Origin of the sequence: Bradyrhizobium sp. DOA9, assembly GCF_000617845.2 — a bacterium.
Taxonomy (GTDB): domain Bacteria; phylum Pseudomonadota; class Alphaproteobacteria; order Rhizobiales; family Xanthobacteraceae; genus Bradyrhizobium.
In genome coordinates, this window is record NZ_DF820425.1 from 4,678,665 (window position 1) to 4,695,556 (window position 16,892).

23 protein-coding genes are annotated in these 16,892 nt (G+C 64.8%); 15 read left to right on the forward strand and 8 right to left on the reverse strand.

Annotated features, from left to right (window positions below; translation table 11 throughout):
- Positions 1-52 precede the first annotated feature (52 nt).
- The 3 genes from BDOA9_RS21820 to BDOA9_RS21830 all read left to right on the forward strand — a co-directional run bounded on the left by BDOA9_RS21820 (position 53) and on the right by BDOA9_RS21830 (position 4,379).
- Positions 53-1,504: a bifunctional class I SAM-dependent methyltransferase/glycosyltransferase family 2 protein gene (locus BDOA9_RS21820; RefSeq protein WP_042336326.1), complete on the forward strand. Its 1,452-nt coding sequence runs from the start codon at positions 53-55 to the stop codon at positions 1,502-1,504.
- A 26-nt stretch (positions 1,505-1,530) separates the two neighbouring features.
- Entirely contained in the window at positions 1,531-3,171 is a 1,641-nt protein-coding gene (locus tag BDOA9_RS21825; protein ID WP_025036098.1) for a hypothetical protein, read from the forward strand.
- Positions 3,172-3,371: 200 nt separating this feature from the next.
- Positions 3,372-4,379, forward strand: coding sequence for an SDH family Clp fold serine proteinase (locus BDOA9_RS21830; protein WP_042336634.1), 1,008 nt, complete (start codon positions 3,372-3,374; stop codon positions 4,377-4,379).
- Positions 4,380-4,560: 181 nt separating this feature from the next.
- Here BDOA9_RS21830 and BDOA9_RS21835 read toward each other — a convergent pair whose 3' ends face one another.
- From BDOA9_RS21835 to BDOA9_RS21865, 7 genes are read right to left on the reverse strand one after another with little or no spacing between them, the layout of a single operon-like run.
- Positions 4,561-5,745 carry a tyrosine-type recombinase/integrase gene (locus tag BDOA9_RS21835; RefSeq protein WP_025036100.1) on the reverse strand — a complete coding sequence of 395 codons (1,185 nt, stop codon included), beginning with the start codon at positions 5,743-5,745 and terminating at the stop codon, positions 4,561-4,563.
- An 11-nt stretch (positions 5,746-5,756) separates the two neighbouring features.
- Positions 5,757-5,966 carry a hypothetical protein gene (locus BDOA9_RS21840; protein WP_025036101.1) on the reverse strand — a complete coding sequence of 70 codons (210 nt, stop codon included), beginning with the start codon at positions 5,964-5,966 and terminating at the stop codon, positions 5,757-5,759.
- A gap of 11 nt (positions 5,967-5,977) precedes the next feature.
- A complete protein-coding gene (locus tag BDOA9_RS21845) occupies positions 5,978-6,238 on the reverse strand; it encodes a hypothetical protein (RefSeq protein WP_025036102.1) in 261 nt (86 codons plus the stop codon).
- On the reverse strand, positions 6,235-6,438 hold the full coding sequence (locus tag BDOA9_RS21850) for a hypothetical protein (protein WP_152033394.1): 204 nt from the start codon (positions 6,436-6,438) through the stop codon (positions 6,235-6,237). The genes BDOA9_RS21845 and BDOA9_RS21850 overlap by 4 nt, the downstream gene beginning before the upstream one ends.
- Positions 6,435-6,734: a hypothetical protein gene (locus BDOA9_RS21855; protein ID WP_025036104.1), complete on the reverse strand. Its 300-nt coding sequence runs from the start codon at positions 6,732-6,734 to the stop codon at positions 6,435-6,437. Before BDOA9_RS21855 ends, BDOA9_RS21850 begins: the two co-directional genes overlap by 4 nt.
- Positions 6,721-6,975 carry a hypothetical protein gene (locus BDOA9_RS21860; protein ID WP_025036105.1) on the reverse strand — a complete coding sequence of 85 codons (255 nt, stop codon included), beginning with the start codon at positions 6,973-6,975 and terminating at the stop codon, positions 6,721-6,723. The genes BDOA9_RS21855 and BDOA9_RS21860 overlap by 14 nt, the downstream gene beginning before the upstream one ends.
- Positions 6,972-7,472, reverse strand: a complete 501-nt coding sequence (locus BDOA9_RS21865; protein WP_025036106.1) for a hypothetical protein — start codon at positions 7,470-7,472, stop codon at positions 6,972-6,974. Before BDOA9_RS21865 ends, BDOA9_RS21860 begins: the two co-directional genes overlap by 4 nt.
- 73 nt (positions 7,473-7,545) lie before the next feature.
- On the opposite strand from BDOA9_RS21865, the gene BDOA9_RS21870 reads away from it, so the two are divergent.
- Positions 7,546-7,977: a hypothetical protein gene (locus tag BDOA9_RS21870; RefSeq protein WP_025036107.1), complete on the forward strand. Its 432-nt coding sequence runs from the start codon at positions 7,546-7,548 to the stop codon at positions 7,975-7,977.
- A gap of 100 nt (positions 7,978-8,077) precedes the next feature.
- Here the strand turns inward: BDOA9_RS21870 and BDOA9_RS21875 are convergent, their stop codons facing one another.
- Positions 8,078-8,716 (reverse strand): LexA family transcriptional regulator, encoded by a 639-nt coding sequence (locus tag BDOA9_RS21875; RefSeq protein WP_244521593.1) that lies wholly within the window; start codon positions 8,714-8,716, stop codon positions 8,078-8,080.
- Between the two features lie 55 nt (positions 8,717-8,771).
- Between BDOA9_RS21875 and BDOA9_RS21880 the strand changes: the two genes are divergently transcribed.
- The 11 genes from BDOA9_RS21880 (at position 8,772) to BDOA9_RS21930 (ending at position 16,888) form a co-directional block, all read left to right on the forward strand.
- Positions 8,772-9,020, forward strand: coding sequence for a hypothetical protein (locus tag BDOA9_RS21880; RefSeq protein ID WP_042336332.1), 249 nt, complete (start codon positions 8,772-8,774; stop codon positions 9,018-9,020).
- A 676-nt stretch (positions 9,021-9,696) separates the two neighbouring features.
- Positions 9,697-10,095 carry a hypothetical protein gene (locus BDOA9_RS21885; RefSeq protein WP_025036110.1) on the forward strand — a complete coding sequence of 133 codons (399 nt, stop codon included), beginning with the start codon at positions 9,697-9,699 and terminating at the stop codon, positions 10,093-10,095.
- Positions 10,088-10,435, forward strand: coding sequence for a hypothetical protein (locus BDOA9_RS21890; RefSeq protein WP_025036111.1), 348 nt, complete (start codon positions 10,088-10,090; stop codon positions 10,433-10,435). Before BDOA9_RS21885 ends, BDOA9_RS21890 begins: the two co-directional genes overlap by 8 nt.
- Positions 10,432-10,767 (forward strand): hypothetical protein, encoded by a 336-nt coding sequence (locus BDOA9_RS21895; RefSeq protein ID WP_025036112.1) that lies wholly within the window; start codon positions 10,432-10,434, stop codon positions 10,765-10,767. Before BDOA9_RS21890 ends, BDOA9_RS21895 begins: the two co-directional genes overlap by 4 nt.
- Positions 10,764-11,858 (forward strand): DUF5131 family protein, encoded by a 1,095-nt coding sequence (locus BDOA9_RS21900; RefSeq protein WP_025036113.1) that lies wholly within the window; start codon positions 10,764-10,766, stop codon positions 11,856-11,858. The genes BDOA9_RS21895 and BDOA9_RS21900 overlap by 4 nt, the downstream gene beginning before the upstream one ends.
- The gene (locus BDOA9_RS21905) at positions 11,855-12,658 is read left to right on the forward strand and encodes a DUF6551 family protein (RefSeq protein ID WP_025036114.1); all 804 of its coding nucleotides are present in this window, start codon (positions 11,855-11,857) and stop codon (positions 12,656-12,658) included. The genes BDOA9_RS21900 and BDOA9_RS21905 overlap by 4 nt, the downstream gene beginning before the upstream one ends.
- Complete coding sequence (locus BDOA9_RS39495) at positions 12,655-13,755, forward strand: hypothetical protein (protein ID WP_244521509.1); 1,101 nt, start codon at positions 12,655-12,657, stop codon at positions 13,753-13,755. Before BDOA9_RS21905 ends, BDOA9_RS39495 begins: the two co-directional genes overlap by 4 nt.
- Complete coding sequence (locus tag BDOA9_RS21915; RefSeq protein ID WP_025036116.1) at positions 13,752-14,279, forward strand: phosphohydrolase; 528 nt, start codon at positions 13,752-13,754, stop codon at positions 14,277-14,279. The genes BDOA9_RS39495 and BDOA9_RS21915 overlap by 4 nt, the downstream gene beginning before the upstream one ends.
- Complete coding sequence (locus BDOA9_RS21920; RefSeq protein WP_025036117.1) at positions 14,276-14,587, forward strand: hypothetical protein; 312 nt, start codon at positions 14,276-14,278, stop codon at positions 14,585-14,587. Before BDOA9_RS21915 ends, BDOA9_RS21920 begins: the two co-directional genes overlap by 4 nt.
- Entirely contained in the window at positions 14,580-15,032 is a 453-nt protein-coding gene (locus tag BDOA9_RS21925; RefSeq protein ID WP_025036118.1) for a hypothetical protein, read from the forward strand. Before BDOA9_RS21920 ends, BDOA9_RS21925 begins: the two co-directional genes overlap by 8 nt.
- A 2-nt stretch (positions 15,033-15,034) precedes the next feature.
- Positions 15,035-16,888, forward strand: a complete 1,854-nt coding sequence (locus BDOA9_RS21930) for a ParB/RepB/Spo0J family partition protein (protein WP_152033395.1) — start codon at positions 15,035-15,037, stop codon at positions 16,886-16,888.
- Positions 16,889-16,892 lie beyond the last annotated feature (4 nt).

Below are 16,892 nucleotides of genomic sequence, written 5' to 3' on the forward strand. Positions count from 1 at the left end.
ATTTTGCAGTCAATTTCAGTTCGAGCAGGCTCAATGAAACCTGCGCCTTGCCATGGACTTGACCGTCGCGTCCGGTTGCCTGTCCCCACGGAAGGCAGGCATTCTCGATCACGCCGACCGGATCGCCACCGATCGCGTGGCGTGGCGCGAGAAGAACCGCTTCTTTCACGACGAGGATGAACGCTATCTCCGGTTTCTGATCCCGCCGGGAAGCCGCGTCCTCGACATCGGTTGCGGCATCGGCGATACGCTCGCCAGTCTCGCGCCATCGCATGGCGTCGGGATCGATTTTTGTCGCAAGCAGATCGCGATCGCACGGCAGCGCCACCCCGATCTCACCTTCGTCGAAGGCGATGCCGAAGACCCCGCGACGCTCGGCGCGCTGCAAGGTCCGTTCGACTATATCCTCGTCCTCGATACGATCGGTTCGGTGGAGGATTGTCAGAGGTTCATCGCCCAGCTGCATCCGTTCTGTACGCGGAATACGCGCCTTGTGGTCGGCTACTTCTCGCATCTCTGGTATCCCGTGCTGAAACTCGCCGAATTCTTCGGCCTGCGGATGCCGCAACCGGACCAGAACGTGCTGTCGCCGACCGACCTGCGCAGCCTCGCCAGGCTTGCGGATTTCGATCCAGTGAAGTCGGAGCAACGCGTGCTCTCGCCGGTCCGGATGTTCGGGGTCGGTCGTTTTCTCAATCGTTTCGTCAGCGTGCTCCCGGGGATCCGCCAATTGGCGCTTCGTCACTATCTGGTCGCGCGCTCCCGCCGCAGCGCGATGGAAGAATTCGCCTCGGCCACAATCGTCATCCCGGCGCGCAACGAGCGCGGCAATATCGAGCCTGCGGTCCTGCGAATTCCCGACTTCTGCAGCGACATCGAGATCATCTTCATCGAAGGCCACAGCCAGGACGGCACCTTCGAGGAGATGGAGCGGGTCAAGCAGGCGTATCCATCCAAGGACATCAAGGTGATGCGGCAGCCGGGCAAGGGCAAGGCCGACGCCGTCTTCACCGCCTTCGACGCGGCGCGCGGCGACGTGCTGATCATTCTCGACGCCGACCTGACCATGCCACCGGAGCAGATTCCGAAATTCGTCGAGGCGCTGCGGGAGGGCAAGGGCGAGTTCGTCAACGGATCGCGCCTGGTCTATCCCATGGACGATGGCGCGATGCGCTTTCTCAACCTGATCGCCAACAAGATCTTCTCCTATCTGTTCTCCTGGCTGCTCAATCAGCGCTATACCGACACGCTGTGCGGCACCAAGGTTCTGCGCCGCAGCGACTATCAGCGCCTGAAGGCCGGCAAGGCGTATTTCGGTGATTTCGATCCGTTCGGCGACTTCGACCTGATCTTCGGCGCATCGAAGCTCAACCTGAAAACCGTGGATCTTCCGATCCGCTATGCCGCGCGCACCTACGGCGAGACCCAGATCTCCAGGTTTCGCCATGGCTGGATGTTGCTGAAGATGGTGGCTTTCGCCTTCTTCAAGATCAAGGCGATCTAGGCCGCGGAAGCCACGGTTCGACGACCATGATGTCAGACGATTGGTTTCCCGATGCGCGCGTGAGCGGACGGATCAGAACGTTGCTGATCCTCATCGTGCCGGCGCTGTATCTGGCGGCGACGTTGCTCTATTCGGCCTACCAGGCCGTTTGGGGCGTCCAGGTCGATCCGGAATCGGCCTATACGATGAACGGGCTGGCGATGGCGGCGGGATACGGCTCGCTGAAATTCGATCACCCGGGGACGACGACGACGCTGCTCGTCGCGTTGATCGTCAAGGGGTGGGCCCTGGTTGCCGGGGCCGGGGATATCGTCGCGTTCGGGCTCGAACATTACGATGCGATCACATGGGCGGCGCGAACCGGAGAGGCGCTGGCGTTCACCGGCGCGCTGCTGGCCGGCGGACTCATCGTCGGTCGGACCACGCAAAGCGCGATCGCTGCGATGCTGTTTCAGGCCGGTGCGTTCGTGCACTCCGACTCGTTCCACTTCCAGACGGTGCTTGCGCCGGAAAGCCTGATGGCCGCGATCGCGCTGTTCGGCATGGCGATCGTGATCAAGGCCGCGCTCGACGTGCAGCCGCCGGGGACGGGGCTCGGCGCCGCGTCCGGGGTCATCTTCGCGCTGGGATTTTCGACCAAATATCTCTATCTGCCGCAGGCGCTGTTCGCCGTGTGCCTGCTCAGAAGCAGGCGCGCGTTCGTCGCCGCAGGGATCGCCGGGGCGATCGGCTTCGTTGGCTTCAGCCTGATCTTCAATCCGGGAACGATCACGCGCGGGTTCGGATGGCTCGCGCAGATCGCCACCCACAAGGGAAATTACGGCGAGGGCGAGCCGGGGTTCATTGACTTCGGAATATTCTGGTCGAACATGGCCGCGATCGTCAGAGCCGCGCCGCTTGTGCTCGGGGTTTACGTCGTCGCCGCAGCCGTGGCGCTGGCCTGGTGTATCAAGAGCCGGAGCTGGCGGGATCCGGTCAGCCTGACGCTCGCTGCCGCCGTCCTCATCTATGCCGCGCACCTGGTGGCAACCTCGAAGCATTATGCGGTCCATTACATGCTGCTGCCGTGGGTGCTGACGGGCGGCGTGCTGGTCCTTATCGTGGTGCAGGTCAGGCGACTTGTCCCGGCGGTCCCGCCGGCCGCGCTGAGCCTGCTTGCCGGCAGCCTGTGCGCGGCGATCAGCGCGGGGACGCTGATCGAGGCCCGGGCCGCCGCGCTGCATTCGTCTCGCTTGAATGCGATCGGGGCCAGGCTCTCCAAGGCCGTGGTCGCGGCAGGCCCGGCCTGCGCCAACGTCTCCAGCATGTTCGTGCGCGCGCCGGAGAACGACATGAACCACGGCTGGGACATGACGGTGCAGCTCTGGGGCGACAGGGCGATGCGGGACAGGTTCTCCGCGGCCTATGCCGGCGTCTTCAGGATCCCGCTGCTGGACCACAACGGCTACACGCACGTGCTCAAGCACAACTTTCGTCCGGACAGCTACGCGAAGCTCGCGGCGGATTATCCCTGCATCATCGTCCGCGCCCCGGCGGCGCTCGATGCCGAAAGCTCGATCGGGCTGCTGGGGCTCAATCCCGACCATTGCGTGATCGAGGGGATCCACGTCTATAGCGTCGGGCTGGCCTGCGCGAAGGTCGGCAGCAGCTTCCTGGAGCAGCGGTGAGGGGAATCAGCCTGGCTGGCGCTCCCTAGCGGAGCCAAGCTTTGGGCAAGCTCAAGGCCTTATGGGAAGGTGAGCCACATCACACTTCCATGCAAATGCAGGGGATTTCCGAAGCTGTGACCCACCTAGGCGCAATGGCTAGGTTGCGACCGCGTCTTCCGGCGTGCTACTTGCGCGCGAGTGGTGGGGAGGACATCAAGTTGCCAGATACCTACGATGCGCGCCAAGCGCTGTACGCGGCAATTGAAAAGGATCGGAAGTCTCGGGTTGTGGCCCTTGTCACCGGCGATCGGCCCAATATGCAGACCCAGATCGGGAACGATTCGGTCGATCTGCTCTCGGAGCATCTGGACGCCTTGTTTCCAGCAAAGAAAATCTCGTTCATTCTCTATACGAATGGCGGGAACACCATGGCGGCCTGGAACATGGTCAACATGTTGAAAATGTTCTGTGACGAGCTTGAGATCATCGTGCCATCGCGGGCTCGCAGCGCCGGTACGCTGATGTGTCTGGGCGCCGACATGGTTTTGATGACCAAGCAGGCGACCCTCGGCCCGATCGATCCTTCGCTCAGTGGGCCCCTCAACCCTGGCATCCCAGGAGCGTCGCCCGACGCGAGAGCCCCGGTCAGCGTCGAGGCCGTTCGCGGCTACATCGAAATGGCGAAGCAGGACTTCGGCGTGAAGGCTGGCTCCGACATGGCTCACGTCCTGATGAATCTGTCAGAAAAAGTTCATCCGCTGGTGCTCGGATCGATTTTCCGCAGCCGCAGTCAGATCCAGTCGCTAGCGCGTGAGCTTCTGAAGGGGCAGGTTAAGGACGCTGCCAAAACGAAGAAAATCATCGATTTTCTGTGCAGCGAAAGTGGCAGTCACGACTACACGATCAACCGCCGCGAGGCCAAGCAGCTCGGGCTCAACGTCGAAGTGCCGTCGGAGAAGCTCTACAGATTGATAAAGGATTGGCTCCAGGCGATGCGCGCCGAGTTGGAGGTGACGAGCCCGTTCGATCCCAATGCTTTACTCGGCGTTAACCAAACCGTTAAATATTCCTGCACGCGCTGCTTGCTCGAAAGCACTGCTTATCCCGGCCACATTTTTGTGAGCGAGGGCGAACTGACAAGGGTGCAATACCCGATCCCGGGTACTAACATCCCTCAGGAAGCGATAAACGACCAAAGACTGTTTGAAGGCTGGAGGCCACGATGAAATCACGGATTATGGTGCGGAAGGCAATTCCGCAGGTGCCGAGTGATACTCCATCGAGCCAGGGCAATTTCGATTCGGCGGCCTGCGGCGACGCGTTCGCTACCCGTATGCGGAACATGACGGCTCCGCTCGGTTCTATATGTCGCAGCTGGGATTCTGACCGCTCGAACAGTCCGGCGAGCTATCCAGAAGTATTCGACCGCCCGGACTGACCGCCCACGCTGATCAGCCCCATCCCGCCGCCAGCGAGCAGCTGCCGGCGGGCTTTTTCCGTGTACAGCTCGGCCTGGGCCAGCGTCTTCCAGCCGAAGATCGCCATCAGCTGGTGCGGCGTGGCTCCATTCTCCGCCGCCAGGGTCGCGCCGGCCTTGCGGAGGCCGTGGGCGCGGCCGGGGACGCCGGCCTCGATACAGCGCCGCTCGAACCAGTTGCCGAGTCCCTTGGTGCTGTAGGGCTTGCCGTGCTCGGTCTCGAGGAAGGCCATGGCGCCCAGCGCGCCGGCGGCCTTGGCCGCAGCGAGCTCCGCCTCGAGGTCGGCCAGCATCGGGATCACCAGGTCGACCGGCGCCCGCTTGCGGTTCTTGAACTGGCGGAAGGCGAGCCAGCGGCCGGGGTGGATCTGCCGCATCGCCGGCGCCATGTGCTCCGGCCGCCGGATGAACTGCTTGCCAAGGCGGGCGACGTCGGACAGGCGCTGGCCGGAGAACAGGAACAGGGCCAGCGCAAGGCGGCCCTTGGTGCCGACCGGATGGCGCTCCTGATATTGTGCGATCTCCTCCAGTGTCCAGGTATGCCAGCCGCCCGTCTCGATGCGCGGCAGCAGGTCGACCTGGGCGGCGCGGTTGACCGGGATCAGCTTCTCGTCGACGGCGAACTCGGACAGCTTGCGCAGCGCCTTGAGCCAGGCGTTGGCGCTGTCGATCGAGGTGGCGGCCTTGCGCTTGACCAGTACCTTGATCTTGTCTTCCGGGATGTCGCAGGGCAGGTCGCCGATCTCGCGCCTGTCGGTCTCGCTCCAGGGCTCGTTGCAGATGGCGTTGAGGATGCGCCGGCGGACCTTCTGTGTCTCCTCGTCATAGCCGCGGAATTCCAGGCTCTCGCGGAAATACCGTTTCTCGATCAGCCAGCGCAGCGAGCGCTCGACCACCTTCGGCGGGGCAGGGCGCGGTGTCTCATCCTTGCGCAGATATGGCCGGCCGGCCATGGCCGCGGCAAACTCCTCGAGGAATTCGGCAGTGCCGGGCTGCTCGCGCAGGCGCACCTTGCGATACTTCGTCGAGCCGGTGATGCGTTTGCGGAAATAGCGCCGCAGATTGCCGTGGCGATCGGTGTCTTCATAGTAATAGCGCTGGTCGATCTCTGGCACGGCGCCACCGATCAGGACTGGATTTTCTTGATCGTCTCGTCGCGCGTCTGCGCCCAGGCCTGATAGCTGCCGTAGCTCGGTTGCGGGAACATCGTATGCTCGATGTCACGTACCAGATTGGTAGCCTGCTCAATGGACCAAGCTCTGCCCGATGCTGTGATCATAGCCGCGGCGAGGATGGCGGCCGTCTGTTGTCTCGTGGCTTGGACAATTGGGTCCATGAAGGTCTCCCTCAGGTCACACCGGCCCAGGCATCCGTGTCGGGCGCGAGCGGCGCGGCTTCGTCCTCATCCGGGAGGTTCTCGAAGGCGATGTCAAGCAGATAGCGGTCCCAGACTCGGCAGCCGCGCACCAGCTTGCCGCGCGGCATCAGCCCCTCACGCACCAGTTCGTCGAACTTGCTGGACGACATCCCGACCCAGTCGGCCGCAGCGGCCCGGCGCAGGCCGCGCGGGGCATAGGCGCGCTCCCGATGGTCGGCGACCTGCTTCACGACGGCTCCCCCGTGGCTCCGCCGGCCGGGCACAGCGGCATCTCAACCGCGGCGATCGCCGCCCGGCGCGACAACCGCGCGGTGGCGTCGAGGACGTGGGCCAGCACGGCCTCGCAATCGCCGAGCTCGAGGTAATGGCCGCGGCTCCGCAGATCCTGCTGCAGCAGCATGGCCATGGCGGTGGTGACGGGCCCCCTCATGCCGCAACCCTCCCCACGGGTCGCCAGGTGCGCCGCACCGATCGGCGCCCGCCGGCGGGAATGATCAGCTCCGCGGTGCCGGCGCAGACATGAGCCCATTTGTGCGTGGAGAGACGGCCCTCTTCGACGATCGACCACAGCAGGCCCTCGGACTCGAGCAGCTGCAGCTGGTCGCGCACGCTGTCGACCGACCATCGCTCGAGCCGGCCGGCGAGCTCGCGCGCCGACTGAAAGTCGTCCCAGCGCAGATGCGTCAGCGCGATGCGCAGCAGCGGATAGGCATCAGGCCGGCGCATCGGCGCCTCCGTCTGCCGCCATGATGTCGGCGACGGCCGCCTGGCGAGCGGCGAGCAGCGCATCGTCGGCCAGCGCCAGTACGTCGCCATGGCGAAAGCCGTGCGCCAAGAGGATGCGGATCGCCTCGCGCTCTGTTTCGGGGATGCCGACCTTGCGCAGCTGCTCGGCCATCGCGGTGATGATGTCCTTGGCGTTGGCGGGCTTGTGCCCAGCGAAGCTCGGAGGGCGAAGCAGGGTCATGCGTGCACCTCCGCCATTTGCTTCTCCTGCCGGCGCTGGGCCACGATCCGCGCCGCCGGGCTGTGCTGCTTCAGCTGCTCGGCCTGCCAGCCGAGGCGGATCAGCTGGCCGAACGCGACGCCTTCGCCGTGGGTGGTCTGCACGATGAAGTCGTCGGCGAGCTGGTTGACGGCAGCCGGGCCGTCGAGATCGGCGCGGCAGGGCGCCAGCGCGCTCGGCGCCAGCTGGGCGGCGAGAGCCGCCTTCTGCTGCTCGGCGCGTTCTTTTTCGGCCAGCTCGGCCTCATAGGCGGCGCGGGCGGCGAGGCAGGACTCGATCGAGGCGCGCCGCAGCAGGTGTCGGCCGGTCTCGTCCATTACCGGCAGGATCTGCCGGCCGGCCTTCGGGTGCTTCAGGTCGATGAAGCGGTTGATGTTGGGGAGGAAAGCGACGCTGTGCAGCCGGAGCTGCCAGGCGAAGTCGGATTTGGAAATGTCGTCGTCGTTGCGGCGCGGCATGGGGTGGCTACTCGCTTCGGTTGCAAGGTGTGGTAGGCTTCGCAGTGGTTTTGGTCAGGGGGAGAGGCGCCCGATGCGTTGGGTCTTGTTGGCGACTTGTGCGCTCGCACTTGCTGGTTGCCAGACGAGCGGCGAAGCGACGCCGTCGGCGAACGCTGCAACGGCTGGGGCGCCGCCGGCGAACTATCGGCAGCTTGCGGCGGACTACGTGAAATCCAGCTTCAAAGACCCCTACAGCATCCGCGATGCCGAGATTGCGCCTCCGAAACCGGGCACAGGACCCTCTCTCAACTCGGACGGCTTCACGACTCCATGGGTCGTTTGCCTGCGGGCGAACGCCAAAAACAGCATGGGCGCCTACACGGGCCGCAAGGTGACCGCTCTCGCTTTGAGCAATGAGAAGGTCGTCAACGCCTGGGACGAGACCCAGTATTCCAGGATGGTTTGCGAGGGCGTTGCATACACGCCTTTCCCGGAGATCGAGGAAAAGCGTGCTGCTCGGTAGCTGAAATGCCAGGGTCGGCATGGGGGCGTCTCCCGGATGATGCGGGAGCGCAAGCTACACCATTTTGGTGTTATATCAACACCAATTTGGTGTGATGGCCCTATTGCAGGTCATTGATCACCCGCCCGACTCGACCAAGAACGAGCATGCCGTCGGTCATATGGATCGTTTCGTGATCGGGGTTGGTCGAGAATGGCTGGAGGCGGGGCGGGTTGCCGCCGCGATACCGCTTGAATGTGGCTTCGCCCTCCGGCGTGGAAAAAACAAAGAACTTATCGTTCGCCACGCGCTGATCGGTGAGGTTGACACAAATGAAGCTTCCGTCAGGAGCGACGCGATCCATCGAGTCGCCCTGTACCTCGAGCACGATCCAGTCACCCTTTGGCAGATCGGCCAAGTGCACGTAGCGGCGCACATCGGATTTGCGCACGCCCTCCTGCGTTGCGAGCCGGCCGGCGCTGACCCAGGACAGAACGGGTGCCCGGAACGTGCGAAGCCCCGGGAAGACTAGCTGCTCCGGGGATGTGAGGAGGATGGGGGCAATCCGCTCCGCCCAATGCGCTCCGAGTTCTCGCTCCCCATGCAGCAACTTGCCAATTTGCTGCTGACTGGTGCCGATGGCCTTCGCCAGCTTTCCCTGGCTGATATCAGGGCGTCGCTTCATCGCCTCAGCGAGCCCGTTTGGAAATTTCCCCTTCATGGAGCAAGGGGGCACCAGATTGGTGTGGGTTTCAAACACCAACCTGGTGTGTCCCTCTTGCCGAATCACACCAAAATGGTGTTGGTCTATGTTCATGAGATTCGACGACTGGATGATCAGGACAGGAGAGACCAACCCGGGCTTCGGGGAAAAGGCCGGATGGTCTGGCGAGACCGTGCGCCGTTATCGGCTTGGTAAGCGCGAGCCCGACGCCGCGGCGATGGCGATCATCTTCGAACTCACAGGTGGCGATGTCACCCCGAACGACTGGGTCGGGGTGGGGCCGCGTTCCGAAGTGGAGCCGATCGACGCGGCAGCAGGTATGGGCGGGGCGATGTCATGAACATCACCCTACGTTTCTCAGGCGGAACCGGCGAGACCGTTCGAGCGCAGCTGCGCCCCGACTTTGGGCCTGTGGAAAACTTTTCGCCGCGAGCGGCACGCGATCTGGCCGTTTTCACAAATCCGAATTCGGCGCTTGTGGACAAGTGTGGAAACGGCGCGCCGGGCCTGCATTTCAAGAGGTTTTCGATGGTGAGCCGCCATCGGTTTGACGGGGTTGCGACCCCCGTCATTCGGGATCGAAGAGTTCAAGTTGGAGCTCGCTCGGTCTGCTCGCTGGTTTCGGGTCTTCACCGCGCCTGTGGTCACCCACACGCCGGCGATCGCCCTTCACCCATCGCGCATACCTTCGAACGTATTGAACCTTCGGGCTTCTGCCACGCTTCCGCATGGCACCATCACCTCCTTTCGGATCGCGGCGGGGCTTTATCCCCGCCTCACGCCGGCACGGTGAATGCCGGCGGCTGGCGCGATCGCGCTGTCCGAAAAGGGGCCGATGGCGGCTCGCCTGCCAGCCAAGACGGTGCGCCGGGTGAGTCGCAAGGTTCGCCCGGCGTGCTCCACAGCCCGTCCACAATCCGGGAGGGGCCTGCTTAAGGCCTTCCCGCTGTAGCCACCCGCGTTTCGAGCCAACCCGCCGCCGGATGCTCTCCGGCGAATGAGGAGACGTGTCTCCAATGATGGCAGCCAAGATCCTGATCTCGATCGCACTGGTTTTCACCGCGCTCGGTCTTGCATGCGCGGTTTGGGCATCGCGCTTAGCGCGCGAGCCCGAGCTTGGCCGGCGGCAGCGACACCCGTCGGCCAAGCCTTACTTCGATGACAAGCATCCTTTCGGCTACACGCGCGCCGAGCTCGATGCGCTCACGACGCGCAGCCGCGCGCGCAGTGCGCTCGATCCGCTGGGGCTGCGGCGGCCGCTCTTCTTCAGCTCCGTGCGGTTGCCCTCCGCCGGCGAGGCGGACGGCGGGGACCAGGTCCACCCGGGGTTTCCTGCCGTCCGCTACTTCCGCGCGGAGCGCAGCTCCGTCGTCCGTCTGATCAGGAGCGATCGCCAGGAGGCCGGCAATGTCTGACCGCCTCTCGCACGCCTCGCGCCAGGTCGCGAACATGCTGGCGGTGCGCGCCGTCAGGCACGCCACGTCCTTCCTGCAGGGCCAGGACGGCCCGACGCTGCTCGGCATGCACGCCGAGCAGCTGCAGCTCGACCTGCTGCTCGCGGACCCGCTCGCCAATGGCCTGCTCAATCCGGTGCGGATGCTCAACGTCGCCATGGGCACCACGGCGGTGGTTGCTGCGGATCCGCAGGCTGATGCCCAGCGGCTTGATCGCTGGATGCATGTGGTCGGCTCGCTGATCGAACTCGTGCAGCACGAGCGCGCCCGGTTTGCGCGCGACCACGGAGCCTCGGCATGAGGCCGCTGTCGCAGACGCTGACCCAGCTGATCGGCTTCACCGAGGAGGTGCTGACAAGGCCCGCGCGCCACCATGGCCTGGCCGCCGACACGCGTTTTGCCGTGCTGGCGCAGGAGGTGCGCGCGGCATCGAGCCGTCCGGCTGAGGGTATCCGTTGCACTCACGCCGCTGCCGCGATCGTGGAGTGCTGCGAGGCGTTTTTCGGCGGTGAGATGGATCCCGGCTCGCGCTGGCTCGCTGCGCTTGGCGCGCTGCTGCCGATCCTGCGCACCGAGGCATGGCAGGCGCTGCGCAACGAGCGAGACGGGGCGGGGGAGGGGTATCGGCGATGAGCGACCGCTCCAAGATCGAATGGACGGATGCCTCCTGGAATCCGATCCGTGCGCGCAACCTCAAGACCGGCAAGGTCGGCTGGCATTGCGAGCACGCCACGACCGGGTGCGAGTTCTGCTACTCGGAAGGCTTCAACAAGCGCCTCGGTACCGGGCTCCCCTACAAGCCGGGCCATCGCAAGGATATCGAGATCTTGCTCGATGAGGAGATGCTCACCCAGCCGCTGCGCTGGAAGAAGCCTCGCAAGATCTTCGTTTGCTCGATGACGGACGCCTTCGCCGACTTCGTCACCGACGAGATGCTCGACAAGATGTTCGTCAGCACCTGGAACGTATGCTGCGGCGCCAGCGCCATCACGGCGAAGCGCGCCGCCTTTCCGATCGCATCGATTGCTTCGACGACCTTATCGAAGCGCGCGAAGCGGATGCGGGCGTACCTCGGAACGTCTGGTGCCGTCGCGCGTAACAAGCCGTCGTCCCAGAGGGTTGTAACGGCAGACGAAATTCTCGAGGGCGACGCTTTTGCGACCGCGTTCAATCTGAGGGGAGGATATTCGCCATGGCCTCTCCCGAACGTCTGGCTCGGCGTCTCGGCCGAGCGGCAGGAGGAAGCGAACGCGCGGATTCCGGAGCTCCAGAGGACGCCGGCGGCCGTGCGTTTCGTCTCGCTCGAGCCGCTGCTCGGCCCGATCGATCTCGAAGATCTCGTGAGAGCTGCTAATGGCTGCGAAGAACATCACAGCGCTCTGGAATGCGACGTCGCAGTCGAGGACGACCAGGAATTCCATGGCGCCGTTGTCGATTGGGTCATTGTCGGGGGCGAGAGCGGCGCCTCGGCGCGGGCCATGCATCCGGACTGGGTGCGGAGCCTGCGCGATCAGTGCGATCGGAATGAGACTCCGTTCTTCTTCAAGCAATGGGGCGCGTGGTCGCCGGCGGTCGAGCCTGCCAGCGAGACGCAGGAGGACGAGGAGTTGCGCAACGTCGGGCTGATGCTCGACGGCCAGTACATGCGGCGCCTCGGCAAGAGCAAGACCGGCCGTTTCCTCGACGGCGTCGAGCACAACAGCATGCCGGGGGTGCGCCGATGACCCTCCGTCGCATCAAGCCGCTCACATTCGCCGATGCTGCGCCAGCGTCGATCGCCGGCAAAAAACCGGAGCTGAAATGGGTGGCGCCGACGGATCTGTTCGTCGACGAAACCTACCAGCGCGATCTGACCGATCGGTCGTTCCGGCTGATCGAGCGGATCTATCGCGGCTTTGCCTGGAACAGGGTCAAGCCGCCGATCGCCGTCGACGATGGCGGCAAGTATCACCTGATCGATGGTCAGCACACGGCGATCGCCGCCGCAAGCCTCGGGATCACCGAGCTTCCGTGCTTCGTGGTCGAGGCCGTCGCGCAGGACGAGCGGGCGAGGGCGTTCGTCGGCCATAACACCGACCGCATCGCGGTGTCGCCGATCGCGATCTACAACGCGCTGCGCGCCTCCGGCGATCCGGATGCGCTCGACGTCGAGCGGGTCTGCAAGCGCGCCGGCGTCACCATCCGTGAGTACACCAACACCTCGACGATCCATGTCGGCGACACCAAGGCCGTCACCATCATCCGCAACATGATCAGGAAGCGCGGCGTCATCAAGTCGCGGCAGATCCTGGAGTGCCTGGTCAAAGGCGAGATGGCGCCGATCGCCGCCGGCGCGATCACGGCTGTCGAGAACATCCTTGCCGATCGGCCGCAGGTCGACCTCGAGGCGCTCGCCAGGATCATTCGCATGGACGGCGAGGCCGGCTTTGCCAAGGCGCGCGCAAAGGCGTCCGGCGATCGCACGCCGCTGTGGCGCGTGCTGCAGGCGCGCTGGCAGCGCCGCCTCGATCAGGATGCTGCATGACCTCCGCCGTCACCCTGTTCGACGACTATGTCGACATCTGCGATCGCGCACGGGCGGCCCTGGTGCGGGCCCGGCAGCCGAGAGAAGTGCTGGAGATCCACCAGCAGCTCGATCACGTCAAGCTGAGGGCGCGGCAGGTGCAGGACCGCGAGGCACTGATCGAGGTGACGGTGGTGCAGATGGAGGCTGAGCGGGAGCTCGGCGGCATGCTGCTCGCGCTGCAGCAGGCGGGGTTGCTCGGCACAGGCGGCGGCCGGCGCAAGAAAGACGAGACCCGGCGCGCGACGCTCGAGGAGATCGGCGTCAGGAAGAAGCTGTCGACCAAGGCGCAGAGGGCGGCGGAGCTCGATCCGGACGAATTCGCCGCGCTGTGCCAGGCCGTGCGCGAGAAGATCCGCGGCGGCCGCGCCATCCTGGTCGACCCGATCGACGATTCCGGCGTGATCCATGGCGCGCGCTCGATCATGTCCGGCCGGGTCGAGCCCGACGATAGCCTCGATTATTTCCCGACGCCGCCCTGGGCGACGCGCGCGCTGGTCGAGCACGTGCTCGCGCATCTGAAGATCGACGCCCAGCGCTACAGCGTGCGGGAGCCGGCGTGCGGCGAGGGCCACATCGCCGAGGTGCTCGAGGAGTATTTTGCCGAAGTCTTCGCCAGCGACGTCTTCGACTACGGCTATGGGGCCGTAGCCGACTTCCTTAACGAGCATACCAGCCAGACCGCCGACTGGTTCGTCACCAATCCGCCGTTCGACGAAAAGGCCGAGGCTTTCTTCACCCGCATGCTGGAGCTCGCCCGCGTCGGCGTCGCCATGTTTGTTCGCTTGCAATGGCTGGAAGGCGGCGGCCGCTACGAGAGCATTTACAGCAAGACGCCGCCGACCTGCGTCGCCTTTTTCTCGGAACGCGTGAACCTCTGCAAAGGCCGCTGGGATCCGGAAGGGACCACGGCGACCGCCTATGTCTGGCTGGTCTGGCTGCGCGGCCGCCGCGCGCAACCGCCGTTCTGGATTCCGCCCGTGTGCCGGGAAACGCTGACGCGGCCGGACGATGCGGAGCGGTTTACTCAACATCCCGTGATGAGGAGGGCAGCGTGAAACTCGCCGGTTGGATTCAAACCTACACGGGCAAGAAGTTCTGGCCGCTCGATCCGCGGCCGGAAGATGTCGACATCGTCGATATCGCCCACGCGCTGGCGATGCAGTGCCGCTTCGGCGGCCATTGCCTGCGCTTCTACGCCAACGCAGAGCATTCGGTCTACGTCTCGCACCACTGCGGCGCCGACGCTCTGGCTGGATTGCTGCACGATGGCAGTGAGGCCTACCTCCTCGACATGCTGTCGCCGATCAAGGCCTATATGCCGGACTACAAGGCGGCCGAGAAGCGCTGCCAGGCCGTCGTCTACCGTCGCTTTGGGCTCTCGGAGGTCACGCCCGAAAGCGTGAAGCTCGCCGATCGACGCCTGCTCAAGACCGAGCGGATGCAAATCATGGCGCCCTCGGCCGAGCCGTGGGTGATCGATGCCGAGGAGCCGCTGCCGATCCAGATCGGTGGCTGGTCGCCATCGACGGCAAAGGTCGCCTTCCTCGATCGTTTCGAGCAGCTGCAGAGGGCGGCATGATCGTCGTTCGCGTCGAGCTGCATTCGGCAATCACCCGCAAGGTCACCGAGATCGCGCGGATGCACATCCGGAACGCCGGTGGCACCAAGGACATCGGCAACTATTCCGCCGAGACGTTGCGCGGCCGATCGCGCGAGCAACTCGATCGGGGCGTGTGCCAGCGGGGCGGGACCGTCCTGGGCTATCCGCGGCTGCGGATCCACGTCTGGCATCTGGTTGCCCGGGCGCTGATCGCCATGCGCTATGCCGGAGCGGCCGAGCTGGAGCAGGAGACGGATCTGTTCGGAGGCGAGCAAGCCGATGCGTGATCTCGCCAACATTCTCGCGATCTACGAAGGCTCGAACGGCGATGCGACGATCGCGCTCTACAACGATCTGCGCGAACTCGGCGTCGCCGGCGTCGTCGGACTCGAGCTGTTCCGAGCGCAGAAGGCCTCCGCGCGCGCGAAAGTGTATCGAGGCGGCGGCTTTCGCGGCCGCGCCTACGACAAGAAGCAATGGGCGATGGACAATCTCTGCAGGGCGCTCGCCGAGGTGGGCAGCCTGCGCTGGGGCTGGAAGATCGATCCCGCCCAGGAGTTTCATCGCTGGGTGCTCTACGTCGACCTGCCCAACGGGCAGGTGAGCTTTCACACATCGTCGCGCGGTGAGGGGCCGGACTATCCCGGCGATTGGGACGGCGCGCGCAACATATCGCCGCAGCGCATCTGCCGCTACTGCGCCGATCTTTTCCAGCAAAACAAGGGAGACTGACAGTGCCCTCAGCACATCTACAGGTGCCGCTCAAGTTCCTCCGTCCAGGCCACGAAGCGCCGAACCATCCCGGCAACGCGCGCGTCACCGGCCGGGAGGACGGCATCGCCGAGCTCGCCGCGCACATCCATGCCCGCGGCAAGATCGATGATCTCCTGGTCTACGATGATGGTGTGCCGGATATCTACTTCGTCGCCAATGGCAACCGTTCGCTCTACGCGCTGCGGATGATCTACGGCGAGGGCTCATCCGAGCTGGTCGACTGCAAGTTGACGACGGCCGACCAAGCCTTCGAGGATTCCCTGGCGGTGTCGGTGACCGCCAGGAAGTTCCATCCGGTCGACGAATATGAGGCCTTCGCCAAGCTTCGCGACGAGAAGGGCAAGTCCGAAGAGGAGATCGCGCGCCAATATGGCATGACGACGCGTGAGGTCGAGCAGGTCCTGGCCCTCGGTCATTTGTCGCCGGCGGTTCGCAACGCCTGGCGCAATGGCGAGTTCAAGGCGGACGCGGCGAAGGCCTTCACGCTCGCCGACCACAAGCGGCAAGACGAGGTGCTGGAACAGCTGCGCGCCGAAGGGCGCGACAACGCATGGCGCCGCGAGATTGACGAGTCCGACGTCAAAGAGATCCTGGACATCGACGTGGAAACCGGCGCGTTGGTCGAGTTCGTCGGCATCGACGCCTATGTGGCCCGCGGCGGGCAGGTGACGCGCGATCTGTTCGGCGTCGACCACAAGGTTTCAGACGCTAAGCTCGTCAAGAAGCTTGCCGACGAAAAGCTCGCCGACGAATGCAGGGCACTCAGGGCGGGCGGCTGGGGCTTCGCGATGGCCCGGCCGAACAACGCCTGGCACTATGGCGAGCTGAACGCGAAGGGCAAGCCGACCGAGGAAGAGCAGGCACGTATCGCCGAGCTCGACGTCAAGATTACGCGGGAAGCCGGGCCCCGCGCGATGCTGCACGAGCTGTCGCCTGCGGGGCAGCAGGCTTTTCTCGAGCTCCGCGCGCTCAACCGCACCATCGAGGAGCGCGCCTACACGCCGGCGATGAAGGCGAAGGCCGGATGTTTCCTCGAGGTCGACGACAATGGCCTGCTCAAGGTTATGTTCGGCCGGGTGAAGCCGGCGCAGAAGGAGGCCGCTGCGAAGATGGAGCGCGAGGAGCGCAAGGAGCAGCGCAAAACCGAAGCCAAGCAGGCGAAGGCTGAGGGAAAGCCGGCCCCAGAGCCGAAGTCGCTCTCGAACGCTCTGATCGAGCGGCTCGAGTCTCAGCTGACGGCCGCAACGCGTGACGCGATCGCCGGCGATCCGCTGCTGCGGGAATCGCCTTTCGCCGAGGTGCTGGCCAAGATCGTGTGCGCGCAGATCGTGCCGGAAAGCCGGTACCGCACGCCCGATGCGGTGCGCAACAAGTTTCCGACCATCCGCCAGACGCTCGATGCCGAAGTGTTCAACGCCGCGCTCGCCAAGCGCTTCGATGCCGAGGATTACTTCTCCTCGGCGCCGAAAGGCTTCGTGCTGAAGGCGATCACTGAGGCGATCAACCAGGACGAGGCCCGTAAGATCGCCGGCAAGACCAAGCCGGAGATCTGGAAGTTCGCGCTCGCCAACGTCGGCAAGACCGGGTGGCTTCCGAAGGAGCTGCGCACGGTGCACTACAAGGGCCCGGGCAGCGATGGATACAAGCCGCCTGCCGCGGCCGCGCCGGCGGCGCCGGCGAAGCCGGAATCGAAGGTGCCGTCGACGCGTGAGGCCGTGAAGAAGGCCAAGGCTGATCGCGACACCAGGAAGGCCGCAATCGCGCAGAAGCGCGTCGCTAAAACCGCCGCGAAAAAGACGGCAAAGAAGCGCTGACGGC